The sequence below is a fragment of the Lederbergia wuyishanensis genome, from assembly GCF_022900255.1.
GTDB classification, from domain to species: Bacteria; Bacillota; Bacilli; order Bacillales; family Bacillaceae_C; genus Lederbergia; species Lederbergia wuyishanensis.
Genome location: NZ_JALIRM010000010.1, coordinates 39,098 through 52,194 on the forward strand (window position 1 = coordinate 39,098; position 13,097 = coordinate 52,194).

The window sequence follows — 13,097 nt, forward strand, 5'->3', positions numbered from 1 at the left end:
TAACAGGCATAAATTTGGAACTTAAAATTTAGTCATTCCGCTGAAAAAGAGCTTTTATTTTAGATTAAATTTTTTCCTTGTTTAACAATCCTTCATTTTTCCATACTAAAAATGGAGGTGGAAATATGACACTTGTACGCCTTGGCTATGTGGCTATGAGCATGGAGCTTAAAAATGCTTCTCCATCTAAAACAATGACATATGCAAATTTCCAAAAACTAAAGGATCGTGAAGCAGCTATACGTAAGTTGGAACAAATTGCATTAAACAACTTACATAATACATTGCGTCTTTTAAGACATACCCATGCATACGAAATCCATTTTTATCGACTGACTTCGCATCTTATTCCTTTGGCAACTCATGAAGCGCTCCAAGATTGGGACTATATAACTCCCATTAGAGGCAAGTTACGTGAAATTGGGAATTTCATAAAAGAGCATGACTTAAGAGTTGATTTTCATCCTGATCACTTTGTTCTTATTAATTCATTGAAACCAGATATTTTGAAAAACTCTATCCATACGTTAAAGCACCATTATTTATTATTAAAGGGGATGAAACTAAATCCAATACATCGATGCGTTATGCATGTCGGAGGAAATTATAAGGATACCGAAAAATCTCTTGAACGCTTTATTGAAAATTGGATGGTTGTTCCTCAAGCAATACAAAATATGATTATGCTCGAAAATGATGATACGTCGTTTACTTTGGAAGACACTTTATACTTATGTGAGAAACTAGGAATTCCTCTTGTATTTGACTATCACCATCATCTCGCCTACCATCAAAACAGTGATTGGCAATCTAATTGGGAACGAGTGATTCAAACATGGACAACCTCCCCTCTCCCAATAAAAATGCACATATCCAGTCCAAAAAGTGATAAGGCTTTTCGTCATCATTCAGATTTTGTGGATGTTGACATGTTTTTCAATTTTTTAAACGAAATAAAAGGGACAGTCCCGCAAATTGACTGCATGATTGAGGCAAAGAGAAAAGATGAAGCCCTGTTTAAGTTAATGGAAGATTGTAGAAAAAGAAATGACGTTGATATCGTAGATGGGTCTTCCTTTTATTTAAAATAAAGAATTCCGAGAATCACAAGGATGCCCGGAATTCGTACGTCATGATGAAATGGATGAATTATCAGTTGTAACTTCTTTCTTTCTCCATAGCTTGCCCGGCCAAAAGGCATAGCGGCCAAGGACCGTTGTAATAGCCGGTACGAGGAGTGGACGAACAATAAATGTATCGAGCAGTACACCAATGGCAGTGACAATTCCAAATTGCACAAGTACTTGAATCGGTAGTGTAGCCAATACTGCAAATGTACCTGCCAAAATTAATCCAGCTGATGTAATAACACTTCCTGTTTGGATAACACCATTTGCGACAGCCTCTCGATGGTTTTGCTTTCGTTTGTTTTTCCATATTTCTGAAACCATAAAAATATTATAGTCTTCCCCGAGAGCGACAAGAAAAACAAATGCATATAATGGAATAGCTCCTTGAATCGCAGGATCTCCAAAACCATAGTGAAGGATAAGCCATCCCGCTCCAAGTGCTGAAAAGAATGATAGAACAACAGTTGCCACCAAATACACCATGGCTGTTAGTGAACGTAAGTAAAATAATAGCAATAAAGAGATTATACTAATCATTACTGGGATAATGACTGATTGGTCCCTTTCCGTTGTCACTTTTGTATCATACAGAACAGCGGTTTCTCCTCCAACCCAAAAGTGATTTTCGGCATCTTTTATTCCCGCTTTATCTAGAATCTCTTTCAAGTGATCATGTAACTCAGGGATACGATTGATCGCCTCTAATGAATAAGGATTTTCTTTTAACGATACTTCATATAAATATAACTGTGGATTACTTTTACCTTGCATTGGTTCCAACACATCTGTAATAAACGGAATATTGCTTAGCCTCTCCTCCCATGGCTCCTGCTTCCCTTCCGTATCAATTACAACCTTGACAGGTGCAAGTTCACCAGCTGAGAAATGACTCGATATTAGGTCAAAACCTTCTCTTGAAGGCATATCTTTTGGAAAAGATTCCAATAAATCGTACGTATAATGAACGCGTGGAACAAAAGAGGCGAGACCTCCTAATAGGATTAATGAAAGCAGTATAATCATCCAAGGACGACGAGTAACGATTCGTCCTAAACCTTTACTAATTTTCCCTTTCTCTTTCCTTTGTTTTATTATTTTTCCTTTCATTTTAGATAGTGTTTCTGTCATTTTTGGTGTTCTAGGGATAAAAGGATAGAAGGCTCCTCTTCCAAATATCGCGAGTAAAGCCGGGAGAAGAGTTAAAGCCGCTATTCCCATCAAAAAAACAGCTAAACTAAAAGGTACAGCAAATCTATGAAAAGAACCATAATGAGCAAGTCCAAGTGTCCCTAACCCAATTACTACAGTCAAGGCACTCATTGTAATAGCTCCGCTTGATTCCTTAATTGCCATTTGAAGTGCTTTAAATTTGTTTTCCTCATGAAGCAATGTATCTCGATATCTAGAAATTAAGAACAAACAATAGTCCGTTCCTGCTCCAAACAACAGAACCGTCATGATGGAAACCCCTTGGGCATCTACTGTAATCCAGCCATGATCTGCTAGAAATCCGAGAGTAGGACTGATTAACCCATAGGCAAAGCCCACCACAATTAAAGGAATAATCGCCATAAACGGAGATCGATATAGAAGAATTAATAGAATTAACACTAATAATACTGTTGCGATCAACAATTTAACATCAGCTTGGCTAAACAAATTTACTGCATCCGTCTGTATACCAACAGGGCCAGATAATCGAACATGAAGCCCAGCATCTGAAAGTTTCTTTTCAAAAGGGTTCTCATTTAACGTTTGGGTAATCCTTTCTTCCAATGAATCCATATTATCCTGTAAAATTTCCATTCCAGCGTTCTTATCGAAAAAAATAGGAGTCACTATGGATGTACCATCTTTAGATGCACTTTGAGCAAGTGCGGGAACTGGGATATTACCTAGTGGAGGTAAAGTTGACTGCATTTTTAACGGACTATCATTTAACTTTGAGTATAGTGTTCGGATAGCTTCATAATCCCGATCTGTTAGTTTGTCATCTCTATGCCAGACTATCAAGACAGGGTTTCCAGCATCATTAGGAAATTCCTTATTGATCAAGACGTTTGCTTGTTGGGACATAGTTGTAGCAGGAAGATCTTGAGTTGCATCATCCTCTACTTCATTTACAGCTGGCCATGCAAAAGATAAAACAACGGTTAATAAAACCCAAGTGGCAAGAGTAAGCCACCTTGATAATCGCCCCCCTACATATTTCCCCCATGTATTAAAAGGGTGAAGTTTCATCTAAAAACACTTCCCTCCACGTTTTTGTTTTAATTATATATACTGGTTAGTTAATTTTTCAAGTATGAATTTAATTTATGTTATAATAATTAATAATTTGTGTAGTAAGGAGAGAAAATAGTGGAACAGAAACAACGTCCAATAGGAAGGCCAAGGCAGGACGAAAAGGCAAAACCAACGAAAGAAATTATACTAGATGTTGCTACTCGTTTGTTTCTGGAACATGGCTACAAAATCGTTTCTATGGATGACGTAGCCCAAGCATGTGGTGTTACGAAAGCAACAATTTATTACCATTATTCAACAAAAGCTGACCTATTTACGGATTCTATGGTCAAAATGATGATTAGAATCAGAAAACAAATGAATCATTTACTATCCAGTGATCGCCCATTGAAAGAACGTTTACATACATTTTCCTGTGTTTTTTTACAAGCGACAATAGATATTGATTTAAAAAGCTTTTTTAAAGAGGCTAATACTTCCTTATCGACTGAACAGATTCAAGAAATCAAAGATGCAGAAGAACAAATGTATACTGTGATAGAAGAAGCATTAAACGAGGCTATATTAAAGGGTGAAATACCCAATGTAAATCCGAAATTTGCCGCTCATGCTTTTGTAGCTATGTTAACAATCGGAAACTATAAAGACGCCCAAAACCATCCTCTTTTCCCAATTGAAAAAATGGCTGACCAAATTATAGAATTTTATTGGAACGGATTGGGTAAAGGATAAATAATTATTATCTTTGGAGTGCCCATACCTGAAATAGTGAACTAACGCTATGAATGAAAGTAATGAGATTACTGCTTTTCATTCAATATATTGTGTTGCAACTCGGGGCATCTTTTATGTAATGGTACAATAGACGAGACAAGAATATTCAAGCAACAATGAGGTGTTAACCATTTTTAAGATTAGGAAAAAGCAACTATTTCAGGTATTAAAAATATTATTCCCGCTTCTTTTATTGATTTTGGCAGTCGTCGAAATCCAAAAGTCAGTTAAGGGTGTAGATTTTCATTTACTTCCACAAGAAATAAGCCAGCTGCAAATTTGGCAAGTGGCTTTGTTTTTCATTGTTGCTCTTTGTGCTGTCTCACCAATGTTTTTATACGATACCACGATTGTAAAATTATTAGGTATTAAAATTCCTTCTAAGAGATTAATTAAGCAATCATTTATCGTGAATACATTTTCCAATATTATTGGATTCGGCGGCCTTGTTGGCTTAATGCTAAGAAGTTATTTTTATACAAAATACGATGTGGAAAAACAAGGTTTATTGAAAACAATTGCTTCCGTTACCCTTTTTTACCTTACCGGCATTTCACTTTTAGCATGGATCATTCCAATTGGATATCATAACTTTCCTTTGCTTCATGATACTAAGTGGCTTATACTTGCGGTTTTAGCTGTTATTTTATATCTACCCATCTTTATCTTTATATATATTATGCAAAATAAGCGGAAAAACGGCTTGCATTTAAAGTTCCAAGTAGCAGGTAAGCTAGTTCTTGTTTCTGCTCTTGAATGGGCGGCAGTTTTTATTGTCATATGGTATTTAACCTATCTATTAAATATTCCTATTCCGTTATCGAGCTTAATTCCAATCTTCATTATTGCTTCATGTGCAGGGATTGTCAGTATGATTCCTGGTGGAATGGGATCATTCGATCTTGTTTTCCTTTGGGGGATGCAGAGCTTTGGTATTCTTGATGAAAAAGTTCTTGTCTTGCTCATACTGTATAGACTTGGATACTTTATATTTCCTTTTCTATTAGCAGCAGTCCTTTTCGTAAAAGAATATTGGGATAAATGGAATCGGTCATGGAACAACTTACCAAACATTTTCTTTCAGCGGGTTAGTCATATTTCTTTAACTGTTCTAATTTTTATATCAGGAATTATTCTACTGCTTTCAGCTGCTGTTCCAGGGGTTTTATACAGGCTTAGAATAGCAGAAGAATTTTTATCACAACCAATTATGCAGGTTTCACACCAATTGACTGTAGCAGCAGGTTTTATTTTATTAGGCTTATGCAGAGGGATTGAATATAAGGTAAAAAGAGCTTACCATTTATCGATTTTAGTTTTATCCCTTGCAGCTATCTTTTCAGTATTAAAAGGAATTGATTATGAAGAAACGATTTTTATGTTATTCGTAGCTCTTCTATTATTCATGTCAAAAAAGCGATTTTATCGTGAAAGTTATGTAATGACTTGGGGAAAAGCCCTTTTTGATATAACGGTTGTTTTAATCATCTCCGCCATGTATATCATAATCGGATATTTAAATTTACCGACATCAAAATTTACGATTCCATCCAAACTTCGCCCCTTTGTCATTACCGATTATTATGACTTATTTTATAGTGGCATCATTGGATTAGTAATCGCATGTATTATTTTAGTATTAGGCTATGTAATTCGAAAACCAAAGTTAATCGCAAGTGAACCCTCAATTCATCAAGAGGAAAAAATTAAAGCGCATCTTAACAAATATAGCGGAATGGTCCTATCTCATCTTATTTTTTTACATGATAAATATGTTTTTTGGAATAAAAACGAAACGGTTCTTTTCAGTTATCAAACGTACGCTGACAAAATAATTATTCTCGGAGATCCTGTCGGGAATAAAGAAGATATCCCTTCTGCCATTGAGGAATTTCTAGAAACAGCGGATCGATTTGGATATAGGCTCGTTTTCTATGAAGTAAGCAATAAAGTAATTCCTCATCTTCATGAATATGGTTTTGATTTTTTCAAGCTAGGCGAAGAAGCTTTTGTTGATTTGGATCAATATACACTGAGTGGAAAGAAGATGAAGGGAAAAAGAGCGATAAAAAATAAGTTCGAAAGGGAAAATTATTTCGTAGAGATAATCAATCCCCCCTTCCAAACAGAGCTTTTACAAGAATTAAAAGAGGTTTCGGACAAATGGCTTCATGGTAGAAGTGAAAAAGGCTTTTCGCTTGGCTTTTTTGATGAACATTATATGAATATGTCTAAGGTTATCGTCTTAAGAGGCGAAGATGGAATCATAGGATTTGCTAGTATTATGCCTATGTACGATGACGGGAAAACTGCTTCCGTTGACTTGATGCGTTTTTTACCAGGCGCCCCTCCTGGAACGATGGATTTTATTTTTATTTCTCTATTTGAGTGGGCAAAGGAAGCTGGATATCACCAATTTAATTTAGGTATGGCACCACTTTCTAATGTAGGTCAATCGAAGTTTTCATTTTTAAGTGAAAGAATGGCTGCTCAACTGTTCTTGCACGGTCATTTTCTCTATCATTTCAAGGGTTTAAGAAATTTTAAAGAGAAATATGCGGATAGATGGGAACCTAAGTATTTGGCTTATCGAAAAAAATCATCTTTAACCTTCACAATGGCACAAGTCACGCTTTTAATTAGTAAAAAACGTGATTAACCTAAACAAGGCCGATTACTCCACTAGGTAATCGGCCTTTCATTTATATCTTTTAAAGTCCTTAATCGATACGCGTTCATCGCCGTTTCTCCTAAATGATCCAGTAGGTTATAGTTGGCGTATGCTCCTACAATAGCGCCGAAACCCGGAATCAATTGTAGCATTTTCACGAAATCAATATAATCTCTGTATTCTTGCTGGAATTTTTTCCAATCCATATCCACTAAAAATTGCTTTTCTTCCTCCCAATTTTCAATGATACGGAATGTTTCCCTTCTTTTTTCATCGCTAGAAAAAGCAAGCTGAAAAACGTGAAGAATGAACAGGCGCTCTTCATAATCGTTTGTATCGAAGCCGTAAACAGCAGCCGCTTCGAATAAAAATTTCATTTCAATTGATAGGAGCAACGGAAAATCAGCCAATCCAAGTAAAATACCTCCAGCTCCTGTTCCTGCACCTTCAATAACTGCGGTTTTCCGATATGTTGACAGCTTTTCTCTCAATAATTCGTCCTTATCTTGTAGACTCATACCTAAGGTCTGGTACTTCTTTGTTGTAATGTCGGAACCAATCAATGTTGCTTTAACCATGTTTTTTATGCTTTCTGTCATAACTGTATGCACTTTTTCTGGAATAAGGCTATTCACTTTAGTTTGTGCTTTTTTTGATAATCGATTAATGAGACTAGATTGCTTTAGCATCTTTTCTTTCCAAGCCCGTAGTTCATCTTTTACTTTTGTACTATAATCAGTCATGTTTATCATCCTTTTACATTCGCTATTTGGAAAAGCGGAAGGCATCCAATCTTAGACCAGGCCACCAAGTGCTTTGAGGCAAAAATTTCCTCTTTGACTTTAATTGCGGGCAGGTGCCTGAAGCTAGACAGCAAAAGTCTTTGTACAATGTTACAGACTAAAATCAAACTATAACTAATTTAACTAGTACAAAAGTATACGCATTACATGGCAAAAAGTTTCAATTTCTGCTTATTCCCCTTGATAGCGCCGATCCTTTTGCATTAATAATACGTCAATTTTCGTTTCAATTCTGTGTAAAGTTTGCAGAAAATCCCCTAACATTTTTTCATTATAATGAACATCTATATTTGTTTGTTCTTCATTTCTTATTAGTGTTTCCTGGTAACGGCGAACCGATTTTAAATCCATGTCACATCCCCCTAACTCTTTTTGTTCTCAATAAAGAATATATTTTTATTCTATAATGAATCAGATGGGATGACAACATATTCAATGAAAAAGACCGGATTCTTTTGATTTTTTTAACAACGCTTTCGTTTTTTGGCTAAGTGGTTCCTTTAAAAACGCACCAAACAACAAAGCAATTATTCCAAATATGGAGAGAAAAAGAAAATCATGCAAAACTCTTTGCCAGACGATTCCTCCTACCGCTTCTCTCATTAAATCAACAGAATAGGTGAAGGGAAGAAATGGGCTAATGATTTGAAAAAATCTTGGCAGGAGTACGATCGGATACGTCCCTCCAGAACCTGCAATTTGCAAGACAAGCATAATAATTGCTAATGCTTTACCTACATTTCCAAAGACAGAAACAAGCGAATATACAATCAGCATGAAAATAAGACAAATGAAAAGCCCAAACACGACAAACCATACAGGGGCACTGACTGATACTCCGAGTATAAATAAGTCACCTAACGTAACGATAAGTGTTTGTAGAAATCCAATCGTTAAAAAAGTCAAAAATCGACCAAAGTAAATTTGTTTTCCAGTTAAAGAATCCTGATGTACGTCTACGGCCAACAACGAAATAAGCAGAAGAGCACCAACCCAAATTGAAAGTACCGTATAAAAAGGAGTCATACCAGTCCCATAATTTTCAATCGGGAAAAGCTTATGTTCATTCAGTTTTACTGGTTCTTCGAAAAAGTTGCGTTCAGCATTAGGGTCATGTCGAAGTAAATTAATCATCTCGTTAATATCAGCTTCGTTTTTTAGGTTTCGAATTTTGTCCGCAAGTTCCTTCACTTTTGCATTCACATACGGAAACTGACCATGAGCATAATCCAAAGCTTTTTTACCTTCTTTTAAGTTACCTTGAGTGTTTTTTAAAATTCTTTCCACTTCTGGTAATGTTGACTGAGCCTCGGTTAATAAAGCCTTTGCATCTGACAATGTTTTTTTAGCCTTTGCTACCTCACTTAAAATCGTCGGTTCAATGGAATTTTGATATTCATCAACAAATGCATCTAATTTTGTTGGAACTGCAGATGCCTTATTTTTAATTTCTTCAAGAGTATCTTTAACTTCCTGCTTTTTTTGATTAAGAAATTGATCAATATCCGTTACATTTCCTTGCGCATTTTGCAATGCCGATTTTAACTCACCAGTTTTAGCAATTGCCTGATCTAATTGCTCGTTTCCAGCACTCCCTGCCTGTTCTGAATTGGTCTTTTTAAGCTGAATTAATGACGATTCAATCGTATCAACCGTTTGGAGCGCATCGTTAAATTGATTCTCTAGACTTTTTTGTAATTGGTCTCCCTTACTTAAATCAATATTTATGTTTTGGGTGTTGTTTAAAAAGCTGTTGATATCTTTAGAGATTTTTTGTACTCTTTCCACATCCGCCTTAATTTTTGGCGTGATTGCATTAAGGCGATTTTCTGCTGTTGTTATAAAATCAGTTGTTTTATTTATCGTATCCAGCCCATTACTCGTAAGTTGCCTGACCTCAGGAATTTTCCCTTCTGCTTTATTAAGGATGTTCTCTGCTGAAGTTGCGTCTGCCAACGATTCATTTAAAACACGATTTATTTCAGGTAAATTTTCTTCAAGAATAAAAATATAATGCTCAAATCGCTCAATGTCTGGAAGATCACGTGCCAATTCGAGGCCAATTTCATTGAACAAATCAAAAATAACTCCATTCACAGTAGAGATGAACTTACTGCTCACTTGCTCAACTATTAAGGAAGCCCCTTTTTGCGTAATTTTGGGTGAAACGGAATTAATTTTTTCATTTACATAGTACTCCATTTGAGCTTTTTCCGGTTTAACCGATATAACAGAAGCCAATTTTTCCGAGAAGTCTTTAGGAATAATAATGACTGCGAAGTAATTTCCATAATTGACCTCGTCCATTGCCTTTTTTCGATTCGTAAAATGCCAATCCATGCTTTTGTTTGTTTTTAACGTGTTGACTAACTCTTTCCCAACATTAATTTCTTGGTCACGGATTTTAGCACCCACGTCTTCATTCACTATCGCAACTGGAAGATTACCCGTTTCTGAATACGGGTCCCACATCGCTGCAATATTCAACCATGCATAAAGAGAAGGAAGTACAATAAGGCCGCCGATTAAAATAGCGGCAGCCCAGTTAGTGACAATATTTTTCAAGTCATTTGTGTAAATCTTTTTTATGTTTTTCATGGTTAAATCCTTTATAAGGGTAATTTTAATAATAATTTACCCATTAAAAGGTTATATAACCATTAGAAAACTTCAAAATCTCTCCACTCTTCCGGCATCATTCTTTTATACTTAGTTTGAAGGTACCTGTCATCGAAGAGGACTATAATACCTTTATCTGTTTCAGTCCTGATGAGCCTTCCGCCAGCTTGAAGAATTTTATTCATACCAGGAAACACATAGGAAATATCGTAACCATTTTTTCCAATGTCGTTAAAGTATTTCTTTATCAATTCTCGTTCAAAACCGATTTGCGGGAGTCCGACTCCAACCAAAAAGACGCCATTTAATCGATCCCCTTTTAAATCGACTCCTTCTGAAAAGATGCCGCCTAACACAGCAAAAGCTATAAGTGAATCCTTCTGATCCGGTTGGAATTTTAATAAAAAATCTTCCCGTTCAGTTTCAGTCATTCCCGGACCTTGGATAATCGTTGAAATTCCAGTATCGCGCACTGTCCATTCATCAAATACACGATTCATATATTGATATGAAGGAAAGAAAATGATGTAATTTCCCGGTCTTTCTGTAATGACTTCTTCAATTGATTGAACAATCGGCATAATAGATTCTTCTCGATCACGGTATCGTGTTGACAATGAATGGACCCTAACATCTGTTTGTTCTTTTGAAAAAGGCGAAGGGATGGATACAGTGTAATCATCATCTTTAGCCCCGAGCATAAGCATGAAATAATTCAATGGAGACAAGGTTGCTGAAAAATATATCCTCGCCTTGAATGACTTTCCGGCTTGATGAACAACGGTAGAAGGATCCAAACAAAACATTTTAATCATCACTTCATTCCGGATTACCTCAATATAGGTGACATATTGTTCATCATATAACTTAGTGATGCGCGACCAGCTTAACGCCGCGAAATAGGCATCGAGTAAAGCTTGTCCGTTCTCCCCTTCTACGCCTCTAAATAATTCTTGTTCCGCATCTTCAATGAATTTTTCAATAAGCCGATTAAACTCCTCATCAACCTCTTGTAAAACTTGATATTGCTCTCCATTAGCTTGCTTTCTTATACGGAGAAAAAAGTCATTTATTAATTTGGTAGATTCAAAAACATGACTGTGCTTAAATAGTCGCTTTAATTCTAGAAACATCCTTTTTTCTAAACTAGCGGAATACATATCACGTGCTCGATCAACTAAGTTATGAACCTCATCGACAAGAAGAACCGTTTGTTTTTTTATCTCATCAAAGATTCGCTTTAATGATACCCGGGGATCAAAAATGTAATTATAGTCACAAATGACTGCGTCCGCCGCGTAAGCAAGTTCCAGCGAATATTCAAATGGGCACACCATATGCTTCCTTGCGTATATCTCTATTGTCTCTCTCGTCAACTCGGATTCATTTGAAAGAATATCAAGAACAGCATCATTTATTCGGTCATAAAATCCGTCAGCAAAAGGACAGTGCTCTTTTGTACAAATCTTCTCTTCTGTGAAACAAATTTTATCTTTTGCCGTGATTGTGACGGATTTCGCGTTTAATCCGTTATTCCTCATTAAACGCAAAGCTTCCTCGGCTGTTTGACGGGTTGTAGTTCGAGCTGTTAAATAGAAAATTTTCTTGAGGTTACCCTCCCCAATTGCTTTTACAGCAGGAAATAAGGTGGAAATAGTCTTCCCAATCCCTGTTGGTGCTGTTGCAAATAATGTTTTTTCATCTACAATCGTTTTATAAACTGATGCGGCTAACTGACGCTGACCCTTTCGATATGCTTCATATGGAAATGTGAGATCCCTAGCACTATTTTTCAACTCTTGTTCATGCTCTTTCAGCCATTTTCCATAAGGTGCATAGCTTTTAAGAAGCATAAACATAAAGTCTTCTAAATCTTGAAAGTGGAATTTGCTCCTAAATTTCTTCGTTTCTTCCGTTTCTTTTTGAATATAGGTGAGCTGGACATTTATTTCACTAAATTCATGCTGTTTGGCATACATATAGGCATAACATTTTGCCTGAGCCCAGTGTACAGGATATGTGTCTTCGGTAATTTCCTGCAGGTTTCCAGATGTGGACTTGATTTCATCAATCGTGACTCCATCTTCCAAACGGAGTAATCCATCACATCTTCCTTCAATAACAAAAAGGAGATGATCATAAACCATCTCTGTTTGAAGAAAGACTTCACTTTCATCGTTATCACTATAGTCCTTCTGAACTTTACGATGCGCTTTCGTGCCCTCAGTCAAAGTGGTGACACTTCTAAAACCTGATTCGATGCTCCCACTTCGATACACATATTCTACAAGCGGACGCACTGCTATTTTTATTTGATGATCCATTTTCTCACCCGTTTTAATGGAGTTTTTTCTCGAACATCGTTATTTTTAATTCAACTGAGAAAGGAGCTGCCAAAGTCATATAAACCGTTAAACATCCTTTTTAGATGTAATTTACAAAGCAACAAATCTTACGAAAACAGCCTAATCGGATATACAAACATTGTAGCACATGCGTTCGCAATGACCAATGAGTATTAGTTCATATTCTCAACTTCCCTTACAAATAAAAACTACTGCCAACACTTCATTGATTTATATCCAATTCCAATGTCTTAATGTCCATGCCGTCCTTTGTTAAACGATATAATCCAAAAACAGCGGGATTAGCTTGCACCAACCCTTCGCGAATTAATTCTTTTAATGCCTCGTTAACGTAGGATGGATTCCCGCCTGCTTCAGGAAGCTTATCAGCAATCTGTTTTGGCGTCTGCCATTCAGTTGTTAATTCGAGTAACACGGAGCGTTGTGTTGGAGTGAGATCCATACATTATCCCTCCCTGCTTTATTAGATCATTATCCTAGAAAATAC

The 13,097-nt window shown here is 36.3% G+C and carries 9 protein-coding genes; 3 read left to right on the top strand and 6 right to left on the bottom strand.

Going from position 1 to position 13,097, the window contains the following annotated elements:
• Positions 1-125: 125 nt before the first annotated feature.
• Positions 126-1,091: a UV DNA damage repair endonuclease UvsE gene (gene uvsE, locus MT489_RS13905; RefSeq protein ID WP_244682164.1), complete on the top strand. Its 966-nt coding sequence runs from the start codon at positions 126-128 to the stop codon at positions 1,089-1,091.
• 39 nt (positions 1,092-1,130) lie between these two features.
• On the opposite strand, the gene MT489_RS13910 is transcribed toward uvsE, so the two are convergent.
• Complete coding sequence (locus tag MT489_RS13910) at positions 1,131-3,371, bottom strand: MMPL family transporter (protein WP_244682165.1); 2,241 nt, start codon at positions 3,369-3,371, stop codon at positions 1,131-1,133.
• 120 nt (positions 3,372-3,491) lie between these two features.
• Here MT489_RS13910 and MT489_RS13915 point away from each other — a divergent pair, with 120 nt between their 5' ends.
• Both MT489_RS13915 and mprF read left to right on the top strand, forming a co-directional pair.
• Entirely contained in the window at positions 3,492-4,109 is a 618-nt protein-coding gene (locus MT489_RS13915; RefSeq protein WP_244682166.1) for a TetR/AcrR family transcriptional regulator, read from the top strand.
• Positions 4,110-4,272: 163 nt separating this feature from the next.
• On the top strand, positions 4,273-6,810 hold the full coding sequence (gene mprF, locus MT489_RS13920) for a bifunctional lysylphosphatidylglycerol flippase/synthetase MprF (protein WP_244682167.1): 2,538 nt from the start codon (positions 4,273-4,275) through the stop codon (positions 6,808-6,810).
• Between the two features lie 23 nt (positions 6,811-6,833).
• Here mprF and MT489_RS13925 read toward each other — a convergent pair whose 3' ends face one another.
• The 5 genes from MT489_RS13925 to MT489_RS13945 form a co-directional block, all read right to left on the bottom strand.
• A complete protein-coding gene (locus MT489_RS13925; RefSeq protein ID WP_244682168.1) occupies positions 6,834-7,565 on the bottom strand; it encodes an EcsC family protein in 732 nt (243 codons plus the stop codon).
• Positions 7,566-7,796: 231 nt separating this feature from the next.
• Positions 7,797-7,976: a hypothetical protein gene (locus MT489_RS13930; protein ID WP_244682169.1), complete on the bottom strand. Its 180-nt coding sequence runs from the start codon at positions 7,974-7,976 to the stop codon at positions 7,797-7,799.
• Positions 7,977-8,057: 81 nt separating this feature from the next.
• Positions 8,058-10,223 carry a YhgE/Pip domain-containing protein gene (locus MT489_RS13935; RefSeq protein WP_244682170.1) on the bottom strand — a complete coding sequence of 722 codons (2,166 nt, stop codon included), beginning with the start codon at positions 10,221-10,223 and terminating at the stop codon, positions 8,058-8,060.
• A 62-nt stretch (positions 10,224-10,285) separates the two neighbouring features.
• On the bottom strand, positions 10,286-12,568 hold the full coding sequence (locus tag MT489_RS13940) for an ATP-dependent DNA helicase (RefSeq protein WP_244682171.1): 2,283 nt from the start codon (positions 12,566-12,568) through the stop codon (positions 10,286-10,288).
• Positions 12,569-12,812: 244 nt separating this feature from the next.
• A complete protein-coding gene (locus tag MT489_RS13945) occupies positions 12,813-13,052 on the bottom strand; it encodes a helix-turn-helix domain-containing protein (protein WP_244682172.1) in 240 nt (79 codons plus the stop codon).
• Positions 13,053-13,097 lie beyond the last annotated feature (45 nt).

What these genes read in the sequence shown, in the direction of transcription:
- MT489_RS13935 (WP_244682170.1), bottom strand. Translation starts at nt 10,223, where the DNA reads ATGAAAAACATAAAAAAGATTTACACAAATGACTTGAAAAATATTGTC.
- MT489_RS13940 (WP_244682171.1), bottom strand. Translation starts at nt 12,568, where the DNA reads ATGGATCATCAAATAAAAATAGCAGTGCGTCCGCTTGTAGAATATGTG.
- MT489_RS13945 (WP_244682172.1), bottom strand. Translation starts at nt 13,052, where the DNA reads ATGGATCTCACTCCAACACAACGCTCCGTGTTACTCGAATTAACAACT.
- MT489_RS13910 (WP_244682165.1), bottom strand. Translation starts at nt 3,371, where the DNA reads ATGAAACTTCACCCTTTTAATACATGGGGGAAATATGTAGGGGGGCGA.
- MT489_RS13925 (WP_244682168.1), bottom strand. Translation starts at nt 7,565, where the DNA reads ATGACTGATTATAGTACAAAAGTAAAAGATGAACTACGGGCTTGGAAA.
- uvsE (WP_244682164.1), top strand. Translation starts at nt 126, where the DNA reads ATGACACTTGTACGCCTTGGCTATGTGGCTATGAGCATGGAGCTTAAA.
- MT489_RS13930 (WP_244682169.1), bottom strand. Translation starts at nt 7,976, where the DNA reads ATGGATTTAAAATCGGTTCGCCGTTACCAGGAAACACTAATAAGAAAT.